Genomic DNA, 15,252 nt, shown 5'->3' on the forward strand with positions numbered 1-15,252 from the left:
GATGGCGGAAATCAAACCTGCTGAAATTTCAGCAATATTAAGAAAGCAAGTAGAAGGTTTTGAATCTGGTGCTACGCTAGAGGAAGTAGGAACAGTACTTCAAGTTGGAGACGGTATTGCTCGTATTTACGGGTTATCGAATGTACAATATGGTGAGTTAGTTGAATTTGATAACGGACTTGAAGCTATTGTATTGAACCTTGAAGAAGACAATGTTGGTGTGGTACTTTTAGGACCATCAACAGGAATCAAAGAAGGATCAACAGCAAAAAGAACACAACGTATTGCTTCTCTTAAAGTAGGTGAGCAAATGGTAGGACGTGTGGTTAACACTCTTGGTTTTCCAATTGATGGAAAAGGACCAATTGGTGGGGACTTATACGAAATGCCTTTAGAAAGAAAAGCTCCTGGAGTTATCTTCCGTCAGCCAGTTACTGAGCCATTACAAACAGGAGTAAAAGCAGTAGATGCTATGATCCCGGTTGGACGTGGACAACGTGAGCTTGTTATCGGTGACCGTCAAACAGGTAAATCAACTGTTTGTATCGATACTATCTTAAATCAAAAAGAATTTTACGATGCAGGAAAACCTGTATTTTGTATATATGTTGCAATTGGACAAAAAGCTTCAACTGTAGCAGGAATCGCAAAAATGTTAGAAGAAAAAGGAGCAATGGCTTATACAGTTATCGTTGCTGCAAATGCTTCTGACCCAGCTCCAATGCAAGTTTATGCTCCTTTCGCAGGTGCTGCAATTGGAGAATACTTTAGAGATTCAGGTCGTCCTGCACTTATCGTGTATGATGATTTATCTAAACAAGCTGTTGCTTACCGTGAGGTTTCTCTTTTATTAAGAAGACCACCGGGACGTGAGGCTTATCCTGGAGACGTTTTCTACTTACACTCTCGTTTATTAGAGCGTGCTTGTAAAGTAATTGCTGATGACGGAATTGCTAAAAACATGAACGATTTACCAGATTCTATCAAGTCTATCGTAAAAGGTGGTGGTTCATTGACTGCTTTACCAATTATCGAAACTCAGGCTGGTGACGTTTCTGCATACATCCCAACAAACGTAATCTCGATTACAGATGGTCAGATTTTCCTTGATGGAGATTTGTTCAACTCTGGAGTTCGTCCTGCTATTAACGTAGGTATCTCTGTATCTCGTGTTGGAGGTAATGCTCAAATTAAATCAATGAAAAAAGTTTCAGGAACTTTAAAATTAGACCAAGCTCAATTCCGTGAATTAGAAGCGTTTGCTAAATTTGGTTCTGACTTAGATTCAGTTACATTAAACGTAATTGAAAAAGGAAAAAGAAACGTTGAGATCTTGAAACAAGGTTTAAATGATCCTTATACAGTTGAAAACCAAGTAGCTATTATTTACGCTGGTTCTAAAAACTTATTAAGAAACGTTCCTGTAAATAAAGTAAAAGAATTTGAAGCTGATTTCTTAGCTTACTTAAACAGTAAACATAAAGATACGCTTAACGCGTTGAAAGCTGGTAAATTAGATGACAACATTACTGATGTTATCGAAAAAGCAGCAAAAGAAATTTCAGCAAAATATAACTAATTAGATAATTGGTAAATTAGATAATTAGAAAATGACTTATCATTATTCTGATTATCTAATTTTCAAATTGTCACATTTTCTAATTAATAGATGGCAAATTTAAAGGAAATCCGTAATAGAATTACTTCCGTTTCATCGACGATGCAGATTACATCGGCTATGAAAATGGTTTCTGCTGCAAAGCTTAAGAAAGCACAAGATGCAATCACTGCAATGCGCCCTTATGCCGAGAAATTAACGGAGTTACTGCAAAATCTTTCTGCTACACTTGAAGGTGAAGTTGGAGGAGATTACACTACACAACGTGAAGTAAAAAAAGTATTGCTTGTTGCTATAACTTCAAACAGAGGTTTATGTGGTGCATTCAATTCAAATGTTATTAAAGAGATTAAAAATCGTACCGATTTTTATGCAGGAAAACAAGTTGACGTTTTTGCTATTGGTAAAAAAGGAAATGATGCTTTAACTAAAACGCATAAAGTTCACGGTCATCATAATGCAATTTTTGATCATTTAACTTTTGAGAATGTTGCCGGAATTGCTGATAATTTGACTCAAAAATTCTTATCTGGAGAATATGACAGAATCGAATTAATCTACAATCAATTTAAAAATGCTGCGACTCAAATTGTTCAAACAGAGCAGTTTTTGCCTTTAGCACCTATTAAAACTGATGTTGCAGTTTCTGCTGGAGATTATATTTTCGAACCTTCAAAAGAAGAAATTGTTTTGACTTTAATTCCAAAGTCTTTAAAAACACAATTATACAAAGGTATTCGTGATTCATTTGCTTCAGAACACGGAGCACGTATGACAGCTATGCACAAAGCAACTGACAACGCAACAGAATTAAGAAACCAATTGAAATTAACTTACAACAAAGCGCGTCAAGCTGCAATTACAAACGAAATCTTGGAGATCGTAGGTGGAGCAGAAGCTTTGAACGGATAATAAGATAATTTTTTTTAAAATTTAAAGGAGCTAGCATTATTTGCTGGCTCTTTTTTTTTACACGAATTGCTGAACGAAAAATGGAGATGAATTTTAAATTTTCTCCCAATAATCACATTTAAGTTAATTCTTACTTTTTGTTCTTGTTTATGCTGAATTTTATTTTTTATTAGCTATTTTTGGCTTTTGTTTTATACCTGTTTTTTTAAAGATAAGGAGAATAATGAAGGAAATTTTTTAAAATTTGATTATAACAAAAAGATCTGATAATAAATTAGTTACATTATATTTTTAAAAAAGTATATATTTATACTTTTAAAATTAGTAACTTTTTAACGCTTTCTGCGTATAACATTTAACAACCAAAAAGGTATTAAAAATAGATCACCTACAAACAATGGCAAAAGAAAGTTTTAATTGGAAGAGTCTTTTCATTAATGATGAGACCGATAATTCAGAGGGCAAAGCTGCAACTCCACCATCAGCTCCCGTTTTACCAACCACAGACAATAAATTTCCGAATCAAATTACTGAATCATTTCAAGCAAATTCATTGGCAAACCCTTTTTTAAATGAAATTTTTGAAGTTTATGACAAAGGTTTTGATTCATTGAACGAAGAAGGTTTTGATTTTTTTGAACTTTATAAGTCTGTTATGGCTGTTGGAGTAACAAATCCGCAAAGCTATCAGATGGCTTTTGCAATGGGAAAATCAATTAAATCTGATTTGACTAAAGATTTTCTTTTACAAAAAGGAAGTTTTTATATTACAGAAATTGAAAAAGTACATACTAAATATGATACTGTTGGAAAAAATAAGAAAACAGAATTAGACAATACAATTACAAAAGAAAAAAACAATTTATCCAAAAGTATTTCTGATTTAGAAGCCAAAATTCTTGATCTTCAAAAAGAATTAGAAGCGAAGAAAATAGAACTTCAAAAAATTGATCCTGTTAACAGGGAGCAGCTTTCGGAGATTCAATTGAAAATGGAAGCGAATGATTTGGCAAAACAAAAAATACTATCATCAATCAATACTGTAATAACAGGAATAAATCAATATTTACAATAATGGATAAATTCGAACAAGAAAGAAGCACTCTTTTGACGCTGCCAATACTTAAACATTTTGACGAGTCTAAAGGAGAAATTGCTTTGAAATCAGGTGCACTTAAAAAAGGAGAGAAGTCATTGTTTTTGGCTTTGGCATTAGGTTTATTAGGAGTTGGAGGATATTTGGTCTGGACTTATATTATCCCGCCATTATTTACAATGTTAGGTCAGGCAATAGCCTTATCTGCAACAGGAGTATTTTTGGTTTTTTTAGTAATGATGGCTCCTGTTATAATGAAAGGTCTTCGTTTTGCAACAAAAAATCTTCATAAAGCATTAATTCAAAGTAATCCTTTCAATGAATTAGAAGAGCAAAAACAAAAAATGATTAAAAACCGTGAAGTTTTTAAGAATACTAAAGCAAAGCTAAAAGGTCTTAAAAATGAAATGGAAATTGAAGCCAGTAAGTCTGAAAAAGAAGCAAAAGCATTTCAGGAAGATGTGTTGAGCTTACAGCGCCAGTCAGAAAAACTGAAATCGGCGATGGATGAAATGGTAAAACAAAATGGAGTTGCGGCAAAAGATACAGATGAGTATGTAGCCCTGCAAAGTGAGTTAGCCAGAAAGTTAAGCGATTCTCAAAGAGTTTCAACTCAATACGAACAAAGCAAAAGTTTTATTCAAAAATATGGTGTTCGTGCTAATGTTTTAGGAAAAATGGATCGTAAATTAACTTTGGCAGGAACAGCTATTGATATTAAAATTGCTGATTTTGATGTTACGGTTAAGATGCTTCAAAAAGAATATGAATTTGCCAGAAATGCTAAAGAAGCAACAGAAAGTGCAAAAAGCGCCATGATGTTTACTAAAGACTGGGAATTAGAATATGCTCTTGAAGTAGTAACGTCTACTATCGCTCAGGATATTGCCAGAACTTCAGAAAACCTGATTGACATCGACGCATTAACATCTAAATATTCTGTTGATAACGACGAGCTTTATTCAAGATTAGATTCGTTAGCAGATGAAATTAAAACAGGTGATAACACCATTCCGGATTCAACAAAATATACGAGTCCAAATTATAAAATGACCAAAGAAGATAAATTATCCAGTGGTGGTTTTGGTGATATTTTTTAATACAATTAAATTAAATTTTTAAATAAAAATGGGAAAAATTTTAAGAACTGAAAAGTTAACAACCTTTTCTGAATTACTTATCGTTATTGTTGCAATTGGTGCAATTTTAGGAGGAGTTTATTATGTATCTCCAGGAATTAAGACTGCAGTTTCAAAACAATTAAATGGAATTGATTTGAATCAGACGGATGTTAATAATGTTACCAATGCTGCAAAAATTCCACTTCCATCGACTGAATTATCTTCAGAAGTTGCAGACAAACCTTTAGTAAGAATTGGTGCTTATGCATGGAACGCTCAGTCTGGAATTATTGTTTCTAATGGTGGTCCAAAAACAACAAAAGGATCATTAATGGAAAAAAACGGAGTTAATCTTGAAATTATTCGTCAGGACTGGCTTTCAGAATTGCGTAACATGCAAATGAAATTTATCGAAGAATTTGATAAAGGTGAAGCTTTTCCATCTTCAGAAAAAAGTGTTTTTGCTGTTATTATCATGGGAGATGGTGCGCCATTTTACATTAGTTCTGTTCAAAAATCACTTGACGAAAAATACGGAAAAGACAAATACCATGTTCAGGTAATGGGAGCAGTAGGTATGAGTTATGGAGAAGATAAATTGATTGGGCCTCCAAACTGGAAATCAGATCCTAAATCTATGAAAGGTTCAGTTATATCTGCAGTTCTTGGAGATGGTGACTGGGTTACTACTGTAAACTATTGTTTTGCAAACGGATTAAAAGTAAACCCTGATCCAACAACATATGATGCAGAAGCAGTAAATATTTATCCATCAGAAAATGACGATTATATTAAATCGGCAGAAGAATTAATCAAATCTCAAACAACAGGATGGACTGTTACTTTGAAAGAAGTAGTAGACGGGAAATTAACTGGAAAATCTGTTAATAGAAAAATTGATGGTTGTGCTACATGGACTCCTGGAGATAAAACAGTATTTGATAAATTGACTGGTTTTGTTGATATCGTTTCTACAAAAGAATTCAACAACCAAATGCCAACTACAATTATTGGTGTGAAAGAATGGGCAGTAAAAAATCCTGATATCGTTTCTAATATTTTGAAATCGGCATTGACGGCTTCAAACCAAATGAAAAATTACGAAGACTGGAAAGTAAGAGCTTCTGAGGCAGTTGCTGCAACTTATAAAATTGAAACTCCAGAATATTGGTATAAAATGTTCAAAGGACAACAAGGAACAAAAGGCGGATTGACTTATAATATGGGAGGTTCAAAAGTATTTAATTATGCTGATGCAATGCAATATTATGGTTTATCTGATGGTGTAAACAGATACAAATCAGTTTACAATCAAGTTGCAGGATATTTGACAGAATTGAATCCGTTTGGATTTAATGAAAATGTTGGAGCTGTTGTTCCTTACGATCAGGCAGTAAACTTATTCTTCCTGAAAAATATCAACGATATTGAATCTACTTCTGCAGATAAAGCAGATTATAGTGGTGAGGCAAAAGAAGTGGTAGCTTCTGGTGAATGGAAAATTAATTTCAATACAGGAAGTTCTGAAATTTCAAGTTCATCTAGTAAAGAAGTAGAGAAAATTTACAATCTTTTAGTACAAGCTGAAAACACAAAATTAACGGTTGTTGGACACACTGACAATGTTGGAAATGCTGATGCTAACTTAGCTTTATCAAAAAGCAGAGCACAAGCAGTTGTAGAGTATTTAAAACAAAAAGGAATTCCTGCAAATCGTTTCCAATTAGTTGATGGAAAAGGCCAAAGTGATCCAATAGGAGATAATAATACTGTTTCTGGAAAAGCATTAAACAGACGTGTTGTTATTACTTTCTTAAAATAAAAATAATTAAAGGCTATCTTAATAGATAGCCTTTTTTACAATGAGTATGATAAAAATTTTAACTCCCTTTGAAAAAATATCAAAATTAAACAAAACACTTATTTTGATAGGCTGGTTAGTTCTTTTGATTATTATTTGGTTTGCAGCGACATCTGGCGAAAAGCATTTGTTTCCTTCTCCGGCTCAGGTTTTAACCGGTTTTTCAGATTTGTATAGAGAAGGTTTGGTAGTACATATTTTCAATTCGTTGAAATTGTGTTTTATCTCGATTTTTTTAGCCACAATTATTTCTTTGTTTTTTGCTTATGCATGGCCAATTCCGCTATTAAAATCAGTTTCTGAATTTATCACAAAATTTAGATTTTTACCTTTTACCGGACTTTCATTTTATATTACAATGGTAATTCATGAAGCACGAATGATGCAGGTTTGGATTCTGGTAATTTTCCTGACTACATTTTTAACAACGTCATTAATTGCAGTTATTAAAGATATTCCGCAAGAAGAATTTGATCACGCAAAAATGTTAAAATGTAACCGTTGGGAGGTTCTCATACAGGTCATTATTTTAGGAAGAATAGATTATGTAATTGATGTAATCAGACAAAATCTTGCCATTACCTGGATGATGCTTGTAACTGTAGAATCGATTGTGGTAGCTTCTGGAGGATTAGGTTTTTTAATAAAAAACTCTGATAAATTTATGAATACCGGAAGAATCATTGCACTTCAAATTATCATTTTACTAATAGGTCTTGGCTTAGATGCAGGAATAAATTATTTAAGAAAAGCACTATTTAGATATTCAAAAATATAATCATGAAACACGAATATAAAGAGACGCTTTTATATGTAGAAAATCTTAGCGTTGCTTATGATGATAACGTTATTATAAAAGATATAAACCTTATCGAAAAAGACGTAGTTAGAGAAGGAGTAGATTGTACAGGACAGGTAGTTGCTTTTGTGGGAAGATCAGGAAGAGGAAAATCAACTTTTTTTAAAGCTTTGACAGGATTAACTCCGTTACATTCCGGAAAAATATTAATTAGAGATTTCGAAAATAAAGAACCCAATGCAGCTAAGGCAGTATGCGAAGGAGACATTGGTTTTGTAGATCAAAAATATACTTTGTTCAGACATAAAACAGTAACTCAGGCTTTGAAATTTTCGCTAAGAAAAACAGCGCTTTCGAATACTGAAAAAGATGAAAAAATAAAGCAATATCTAAAAGAATGGGGATTAGAAAATTGTAAAGACAAATATCCTAACGAACTTTCCGGAGGACAAAGACAAAGAACGGCTATTATAGAACAATTGTTTTCGTCTGATCAATTTATTGTTTTGGATGAACCTTTTTCAGGATTAGATGTTGGAAATATCGAAGAAGTAAAAAAATCATTTGAGTTACTAGGAAAATCTTCGGAATCTAATACGGTTATTTTTTCGACCCATGACATTGAACTTGCAATTGAATTAGCACAAACTATTTACGTTATTGGGCATCCAACTATTAATGGAAAGAAAGAAAATTACGGAACCATAGTAGCAAAATATGATCTAAGAGACATGGGACTTTCCTGGAAAGATTATTGTGACGACCACTTAAAATTATCAAAAGAAATTATTCATCAAATGATGATTTCTTAAATAAAAATATGGCAAAGAAGAACAATCCAATATCGATTATTGAAGACTCATTTTTGTCTCTAAAAAAATATTTAGAAACAAACATATCTACTAATGAAGCCGTTTTTACGGCTTCATTTATTATAGCGCTTGAAAAAGAAACAAAGCAGATTCTGGAAATATGCAATATATTAAATCAGGATGCAGATTTTATTCAAAAGCTAAATGAAACAGTAAATCCAGATTTTTCTAAAGGGTTATTGTTTAAAGCAGAACATTTTTTTCTTTCGGATATTATTGATCTTTATGAAAGAGAATCCGGAGCGAAAAATGAAAAACAAGAATTTGTTCTGGCGTATTATTATGATGCTTTACGCAACAATCATTTTGCAGACCAAAACTCTGTAAACGAATTGAATCAGTTGATTTTTACAGAGAATTTTAAAAATCTTCTCGTAAAAATAAAAAAAGAGAATAAAATAATAACTTCAAATGTGCAGCAAAATCAATACTTACTGCCAGAATTATTATCCATAAAAAAGCATAGCAGATTAGAAGAAATTCTAGTTAAATATCAAAACTTCATTTATTTTACGTTTGGTAAAAAATTTGAGAACACAACTGCTTTCAGCAGCTATTTGGGTTTAAATGCGAATACATCACAAACAGATAAAAAAGAAATAGACAATCTTCCTGAAGGAGATACACTAGAAAAAGTACTGAAAGAATTAAACGAATTAGTTGGTTTAGCAGAAGTAAAAAAAGATGTTTCAGAACTAATCAATTTATTAGAAATACAAAAAAAGCGTTCAGAACAAGGATTAAAAAATGTTGAAATTACTTTGCATACCGTTTTTCTGGGCCCGCCCGGAACCGGAAAAACTTCTGTAGCGAGACTTTTAAGTAGAATTTTTAAACATTTGGGTTTTTTATCTAAAGGTCAAATGTTTGAAACAGACAGAGAAGGTTTAGTTGCTGGTTATGTTGGGCAAACAGCAGCAAAAGTCAATAACGCGGTAGAATCAAGTCTTGGCGGAGTATTATTTATTGATGAAGCCTATGCATTAACTCAAAACTCGTTTGGAAACGATTATGGTGCAGAAGCAGTAAATACACTTTTGAAAAGAATGGAAGATCACCGAAAAGATCTCGCTGTTGTGGTTGCAGGATACACAGAACCAATGAAAATTTTTATAGAATCGAATCCCGGATTACGATCCCGTTTTAATAGATACTTTTATTTTAAAGATTTTACGCCTGATCAATTATATGAAATTTTTGAATCGTTTTGTGTAAAATCAGATTTTATAATTTCTGCAGACGCTAAAGAAAAACTAACGGACACTTTTGAATTATTATATAGAGATAAAACCGAAAGTTTTGGAAATGCCAGATTAGTACGAAACATATTTGAAAAATGTGTGCAAAATCAAGCCAATAGAATTATAACTTTGAAAAAATTAAGCAGTAAGACTTTAAAAACATTAACAGATGATGATATTCCGGAATTAAAAGAAATTGAATATAATTTTGGTTCCTGATAAAAAAAATAGCCAGCAAATGTTTGCTGGCTATTTTTTTTTGGAAGTTTTTCTTTTTTAAGAATATCTATAAACAAGAAAATTTATAAAATGGTGATTCTCAATTTACCCATAAATTGAGAATCCATACCATTTTATAAAATTATTGACACAGATTTTATCACTCTGTAGCTTTGTCTTTCATGGGAACAAACTAGCTTTATTAATCCCAATGCTCTGTTTTTTTAAGGGTTACATTTCAGCAGAATCAATCCCTGTGCTTTGTCTTTTATGGGAACAAACTAGCTTTATTAGTCCCAATGCTCTGTTTTTTTAGGGTTACAATACAGCAGAATCAATCCCTTATGCTTTGTCTTTTATGGGAACAAACAAGCTTTATTAGTCCCAGTGCTTCCTTTTTTATAAGGGTTGTATTTAGCTTTCTCAATCCCTGTGAAGCAAATTTAGGAAAATACGCTCTAAAAAAAGTTACATAATTTTCTGCCTTAATTTACATATTTCACATGTTAGTGTCTTGTTAATTATATAACTTAGTTAGAAAAAATAATTAATTTTGAATTCTATTTCTATACAATGGCTTTACAAATACGCGAATTTACTACGGTTGACGAAATGGTGGCTCAAATTGACACCATCAGATTTCTATATCCCAATATAACTTTAGAAAAATACCAATCATTTCTTTCTGAGATGGTTCCGCACAATTATATTCAAATTGGAGTATTTGAAAATAACATTTGTCTGGGTATTACAGGCTGTTGGTCAGCAACAAAATTATGGACAGGAAAATATCTCGAAATTGACAATTTTGTAGTAAATCCGGAATATCGTTCTAAAGGAATTGGAAAAATGCTTACAGATTATATTGAACAAAAAGCATTGGATTTAGGCTGCAGTAGCATTGTTCTGGATGCTTTTTCGGGAAATTTTGGTGCGCACAGATTTTATTACAATCAGGGATATGGCCCAAAAGGTTTTCATTTTGTGAAAGTTTTAGACGAAAATAAATTAACACATTAAAATTGTCGCTAAGTTTTTTTATTGAACCGTCAAAAGGACTAATAAAACCAAAGAATTGGTTATTTTTGTTTTTTGAACTTTATTACTAATTATTTTGGGATTATATAAAAATCTATTCAAACAAACTGCAATTTATGGACTGGCAACCGTTTTACCGCGAATGCTCAGTTTTTTATTGGTCAGATTATATACAGGTATTTTACCAACTGCCGAATACGGCGAAGTTTCGATTGTTTTGTCTTGGATGGTTTTCTTTAACGTAGTGCTTTCTTATGGAATGGAAACAGCATTCTTTAGGTTTTACAGTGCCGAAGAAGACAAGAAAAACGTAATTGCAACTTCAACAATATCAATATTTTGGTCGTCGATAGGATTCTTATTTGCGGGTTTAATTTTTAGGAATACGCTGGCAAATTGGGCCGAGGTTGATGCACAGTATATTACTTATTCTGTTTGGATTTTAGTTTTAGATGCATTGGTTTTAGTACCGTTTTCAAAACTAAGAGCAAACCAGCGTCCAATGGTTTATGCGGCTATTAAAATTGGAAATGTGGTAATTAATCTATTGCTGAATATTTTCTTTTTATTGTATCTGCCAAAATTGGCAGCTTCACATCCTAATTCAGTTTGGGATAATTTATATGTAGAAAATTTCCAGATTGCTTATATTTTTATCGCTAACCTGCTGGCAAGTTTAGCGACGTTCATTGTACTTTCTCCAAATTATCTTTCGCTTGGACGAAAATTCGATCCCGTACTTTGGAAAAAAATGATGAAATATGGTCTGCCAATTTTAGTTGCCGGACTTGCATTTGCAGTTAATGAACATTTCGATAAAATCTTATTAGGATATTTACTTCCTGAAAATCTTGCAAAATCAGAAGTTGGGGCTTATTCTGCCTGTTATAAACTAGGTTTGTTTATGGTTTTGTTTGCAACCGCTTTTAGATTAGGAATTGAACCTTTCTTTTTCAGCCACGCCAAAAACGAAAATGCACCGCAGACTTACGCCGTAATTACAAAATACTTTGTGATTCTGGGTTCACTAATTTTATTAGGCGTTATCGTTTTTGCAGACATTTTAAAATATCTTTTATTAGACAATAAATCCTATTGGGAAGCTATGAAAGTAGTGCCGTTAATTATTCTGGCAAACTTCTTTTTAGGAATTTACAATAACTTATCGGTTTGGTACAAACTTACAGACCAAACAAGAATTGGAGCTTATATTTCAATTGTTGGAGCAATTGTAACATTAGTTTTAAATTACTTTTTGATTCCAAAATACAGTTATTACGGATCTGCAATCGCAACTATCTCTGCCTACGGAAGCATGATGTTAATATCGTATGTTTTAGGAAACAAATATTATCCTATTCCTTACGACATGAATAAAATTTCGGCTTATTTAGGAATTTCAATTTTATTTTCGGCTATTTCATTTTATGGATTTAGAGAAAATTATTTTGTTGGAATTCCGTTATTATTAGCCTTTATGTACTTTGTTTATCACAACGAAAAAGACACAATCAAAGGAATAATGAATAGAAAGTAAAAGTGCTTTTTTAATCTTTTATAATAAAAATGAAAATACAAATTATCAATAAATCACAACACGATTTACCAAATTACGAAACAATTGCTTCTGCAGGAATGGACTTGCGTGCCAATATTACAGAACCAATTACGTTAAAACCTTTAGAAAGAACAATTGTAAAAACCGGACTTTTTATAGAATTGCCAATTGGTTACGAAGCACAAGTTAGACCAAGAAGCGGACTGGCAGCAAAAAAAGGAGTTACAGTTTTAAATTCTCCGGGAACTGTCGATGCTGATTACAGAGGTGAAATAGGGGTGATTTTGGTAAATTTATCAAATGAAGAATTTGTAATTGAAAACGGAGAAAGAATTGCACAATTAATTATTGCCAAACACGAAAGAGCTGAATGGATTGAAGTGGAAGAATTAACGGAAACTTCAAGAGGAGCAGGCGGATTTGGAAGTACTGGAGTGAAGTAGTTTTCAGTCGCAGTTGACAGTCCTTTACTGTATTTAAAAACTTGAACTAACCAAACTGAAGATTTTTTTAAATCTTCCCTCATAAAATAAAATTAGATGAAAATAATCGTTCCAATGGCAGGTCGTGGATCAAGACTTCGCCCACATACATTAACAGTACCAAAACCATTAATTCCGGTTGCGGGAAAATCTATCGTTCACCGTTTAGTAGAAGATATCGCTAAAATATTAAAGCAGCCAATAGAAGAAGTTGCATTTATCTTGGGAGACGAAGCGTTTTTTGGAGATGATGTTGTTACAAGTCTGCAGGATTTAGCACAAGGATTAGGAGCAAAAGCTTCAATATATCGTCAGGATTTACCTTTAGGAACCGGGCACGCGATTATGTGTGCAAAAGAATCCTTATCTGGACCAGCAGTTATCGCTTACGCGGATACTTTAATCAGAGCCGATTTTGAATTAGATCCATCTGCCGATGCTGTAATTTGGGTAAAACAAGTAGATCAGCCGGAAGCTTTTGGAGTTGTAAAATTAAATCCAAATAATGAAATTATAGAATTGGTTGAAAAACCAAAAGAATTTGTTAGTGATTTAGCCGTTATCGGAATTTATTATTTCAAAGAAGTTGGAGACTTGAAAAAAGAGCTTCAGGGAGTTTTAGATAATAACATTCAAAATGGTGGTGAATACCAAATCAACGACGGTATCAAAGCCATGATGGCAAACGGAAAAGTTTTTAAAACTGGAAGTGTTGACGAATGGATGGACTGCGGAAACAAAGATGTTACGGTTGAAACAAACAGCAGAATGTTAGGATTTTTGCATAACGACGGAGAACATTTAGTGGATTATAATGTAACGCTGGAAAATTCAACAATTATTCCTCCATGTTATATTGGCGAAAATGTAGTGTTGAAAAACACAACCGTTGGGCCAAATGTTTCGATAGGAAAAGGCTGCCATGTAACCGACAGTTCTATTAAAAATAGCTTAATACAAACTAATTCTCAAATAAAAAATGCTAACTTAGATAATGCAATGATTGGAAATCATGTTAGTTATGATGGAAAATTCACAAGTATCAGCATTGGAGATTACTCGGTTTTAGAATAAAAAAGAGATGAAAAAAAGGATTTTGATAATTTTATTTTTTGCTTTACTAAGCAATTCAGCTTCGGTTCTCGCACAGACGGAACCAGAAGATATTGCTTTGGCACCAGATGAATATCAAGATGCTTTTTACGAATCTTTAAAACAAAAAGGAATCGAAAACTACGATAAAGCAATAGCATCATTAGAAAAATGTATCAAAATAAAACCTTCTGACGCTGTCGCTTATTTTGAAGTTGGAAAAAATTATCTGGCGCTAAAAGAATATCAAAATGCCCAAAACGCATTTGAAAAAGCCACACAGTTAAATCCAAAAAACAAATGGTATTGGCTGGGAATTTACGATGTAAGTTACGAAACCAAAAACTATCCCCTGGCGATTGAAACGATTCAGAAAATTATTGTTTTTGATGAAGAATATAAAGACGATCTGATTTCGTTATATATGCTTACAAACCAATATGATAAAGCGCTTGTAACGATTAATGAAATGAACGATAAATTCGGAAAATCTGAAGATCGTGATCGTTATAAAATGCAGATTTTATCGCAAGGGAAATATCAAAATGCAGAGATTTCAAATTTAATTGAACAGATTAAAAAAAATCCGAAAGAAGAATCAAACTATGTTAATCTGATTTTTCTATATTCAAAATCTGACGAAACAGTCAAAGCTGTTGATGTTGCAAAACAATTGGCAAAAGAAATTCCAGATTCTGAATGGGGACAGGTAAGTTTGTTCAAAAGTTATTTAGATGCCAATCAGGCCGATAAAGCCATTAAGTCGATGAACGTAATTTTGTCAAGTTCAAAAATTGATTCAAAAATTAAGCATCGAACATTAAATGAGTTTTTGATTTATGTAAATAAAAATCCGCAATACGGTCCAGATTTAGAAAAAGCCATTTCTTATTTTGACAATGATAAAGAAGTTGATGTTGCCAAAGAAATTGGAAAATTTTATCATAGTAAAAACCAGTTTGAAAACGCCATTAAATATTATGAAAAAGATTTAATGACCAATTCAGACACAGATCGTGAAACGAATTTGCTTTTGCTTGAAGCTTATACTCAGGCAAAACAATTTGCGCCAATGACAAAAAGAGCCATGACGATGATTGAAGTTTATCCAAGCCAGCCGCAATTTTATTATTATGCAGGTTTGGGAAGCAATCAGTTACAGCAATTTAAAAACGCAAAAACCGTTTTAGAAATGGGACTTGATTATGTTGTTGATGATAAAAAATTAGAGGCAAATTTTAATATTCAATTGGGAGAGGCATATAATGGATTAGGAGATGCTAAGAAAAAAGAGGAATACTTTTTGAAGGCAAATGAATTATTAAAAAAGAAGTAAGAGAAAT

General features: G+C 32.5%; 13 protein-coding genes. All 13 read left to right on the plus strand.

What is annotated here, in order from left to right; all coding sequences use genetic code 11:
* Position 1: 1 nt before the first annotated feature.
* The 13 genes from atpA (at position 2) to NLJ00_RS05735 (ending at position 15,245) form a co-directional block, all read left to right on the plus strand.
* Complete coding sequence (atpA, locus tag NLJ00_RS05675) at positions 2–1,579, plus strand: F0F1 ATP synthase subunit alpha (RefSeq protein ID WP_053472983.1); 1,578 nt, start codon at positions 2–4, stop codon at positions 1,577–1,579.
* 90 nt (positions 1,580–1,669) lie between these two features.
* Positions 1,670–2,530, plus strand: coding sequence for an ATP synthase F1 subunit gamma (gene atpG, locus NLJ00_RS05680; protein ID WP_053472982.1), 861 nt, complete (start codon positions 1,670–1,672; stop codon positions 2,528–2,530).
* Positions 2,531–2,927: 397 nt separating this feature from the next.
* Positions 2,928–3,605: a kinetochore protein SPC24 gene (locus NLJ00_RS05685; protein WP_256636532.1), complete on the plus strand. Its 678-nt coding sequence runs from the start codon at positions 2,928–2,930 to the stop codon at positions 3,603–3,605.
* Positions 3,605–4,726: a hypothetical protein gene (locus tag NLJ00_RS05690; RefSeq protein ID WP_053472980.1), complete on the plus strand. Its 1,122-nt coding sequence runs from the start codon at positions 3,605–3,607 to the stop codon at positions 4,724–4,726. The genes NLJ00_RS05685 and NLJ00_RS05690 overlap by 1 nt, the downstream gene beginning before the upstream one ends.
* Positions 4,727–4,754: 28 nt before the next feature.
* On the plus strand, positions 4,755–6,569 hold the full coding sequence (locus NLJ00_RS05695; protein WP_256636533.1) for an OmpA family protein: 1,815 nt from the start codon (positions 4,755–4,757) through the stop codon (positions 6,567–6,569).
* 46 nt (positions 6,570–6,615) lie between these two features.
* Positions 6,616–7,386, plus strand: a complete 771-nt coding sequence (locus NLJ00_RS05700; RefSeq protein WP_256636534.1) for an ABC transporter permease — start codon at positions 6,616–6,618, stop codon at positions 7,384–7,386.
* 2 nt (positions 7,387–7,388) lie between these two features.
* Positions 7,389–8,219, plus strand: a complete 831-nt coding sequence (locus NLJ00_RS05705; protein WP_256636535.1) for an ATP-binding cassette domain-containing protein — start codon at positions 7,389–7,391, stop codon at positions 8,217–8,219.
* An 8-nt stretch (positions 8,220–8,227) separates the two neighbouring features.
* Entirely contained in the window at positions 8,228–9,739 is a 1,512-nt protein-coding gene (locus NLJ00_RS05710; protein WP_256636536.1) for an AAA family ATPase, read from the plus strand.
* A 573-nt stretch (positions 9,740–10,312) separates the two neighbouring features.
* Complete coding sequence (locus NLJ00_RS05715) at positions 10,313–10,759, plus strand: GNAT family N-acetyltransferase (RefSeq protein WP_256636537.1); 447 nt, start codon at positions 10,313–10,315, stop codon at positions 10,757–10,759.
* Between the two features lie 94 nt (positions 10,760–10,853).
* Positions 10,854–12,314: a lipopolysaccharide biosynthesis protein gene (locus NLJ00_RS05720; RefSeq protein ID WP_053472974.1), complete on the plus strand. Its 1,461-nt coding sequence runs from the start codon at positions 10,854–10,856 to the stop codon at positions 12,312–12,314.
* A gap of 29 nt (positions 12,315–12,343) precedes the next feature.
* The gene (gene dut / locus NLJ00_RS05725) at positions 12,344–12,778 is read left to right on the plus strand and encodes a dUTP diphosphatase (protein ID WP_053472973.1); all 435 of its coding nucleotides are present in this window, start codon (positions 12,344–12,346) and stop codon (positions 12,776–12,778) included.
* Positions 12,779–12,874: 96 nt separating this feature from the next.
* A complete protein-coding gene (locus NLJ00_RS05730; RefSeq protein ID WP_180857030.1) occupies positions 12,875–13,891 on the plus strand; it encodes a sugar phosphate nucleotidyltransferase in 1,017 nt (338 codons plus the stop codon).
* Between the two features lie 7 nt (positions 13,892–13,898).
* Positions 13,899–15,245 (plus strand): tetratricopeptide repeat protein, encoded by a 1,347-nt coding sequence (locus tag NLJ00_RS05735; RefSeq protein ID WP_256636538.1) that lies wholly within the window; start codon positions 13,899–13,901, stop codon positions 15,243–15,245.
* Positions 15,246–15,252 lie beyond the last annotated feature (7 nt).

Source organism: Flavobacterium panici (assembly GCF_024499525.1).
GTDB classification, from domain to species: Bacteria; Bacteroidota; Bacteroidia; order Flavobacteriales; family Flavobacteriaceae; genus Flavobacterium; species Flavobacterium panici.

Excerpts from the sequence above, each read along its gene's own strand:
- atpA (WP_053472983.1), top strand. The coding sequence starts at position 2 with ATGGCGGAAATCAAACCTGCTGAAATTTCAGCAATATTAAGAAAGCAA.
- atpG (WP_053472982.1), top strand. The coding sequence starts at position 1,670 with ATGGCAAATTTAAAGGAAATCCGTAATAGAATTACTTCCGTTTCATCG.
- NLJ00_RS05685 (WP_256636532.1), top strand. The coding sequence starts at position 2,928 with ATGGCAAAAGAAAGTTTTAATTGGAAGAGTCTTTTCATTAATGATGAG.
- NLJ00_RS05690 (WP_053472980.1), top strand. The coding sequence starts at position 3,605 with ATGGATAAATTCGAACAAGAAAGAAGCACTCTTTTGACGCTGCCAATA.
- NLJ00_RS05695 (WP_256636533.1), top strand. The coding sequence starts at position 4,755 with ATGGGAAAAATTTTAAGAACTGAAAAGTTAACAACCTTTTCTGAATTA.
- NLJ00_RS05700 (WP_256636534.1), top strand. The coding sequence starts at position 6,616 with ATGATAAAAATTTTAACTCCCTTTGAAAAAATATCAAAATTAAACAAA.
- NLJ00_RS05705 (WP_256636535.1), top strand. The coding sequence starts at position 7,389 with ATGAAACACGAATATAAAGAGACGCTTTTATATGTAGAAAATCTTAGC.
- NLJ00_RS05710 (WP_256636536.1), top strand. The coding sequence starts at position 8,228 with ATGGCAAAGAAGAACAATCCAATATCGATTATTGAAGACTCATTTTTG.
- NLJ00_RS05715 (WP_256636537.1), top strand. The coding sequence starts at position 10,313 with ATGGCTTTACAAATACGCGAATTTACTACGGTTGACGAAATGGTGGCT.
- dut (WP_053472973.1), top strand. The coding sequence starts at position 12,344 with ATGAAAATACAAATTATCAATAAATCACAACACGATTTACCAAATTAC.
- NLJ00_RS05730 (WP_180857030.1), top strand. The coding sequence starts at position 12,875 with ATGAAAATAATCGTTCCAATGGCAGGTCGTGGATCAAGACTTCGCCCA.
- NLJ00_RS05735 (WP_256636538.1), top strand. The coding sequence starts at position 13,899 with ATGAAAAAAAGGATTTTGATAATTTTATTTTTTGCTTTACTAAGCAAT.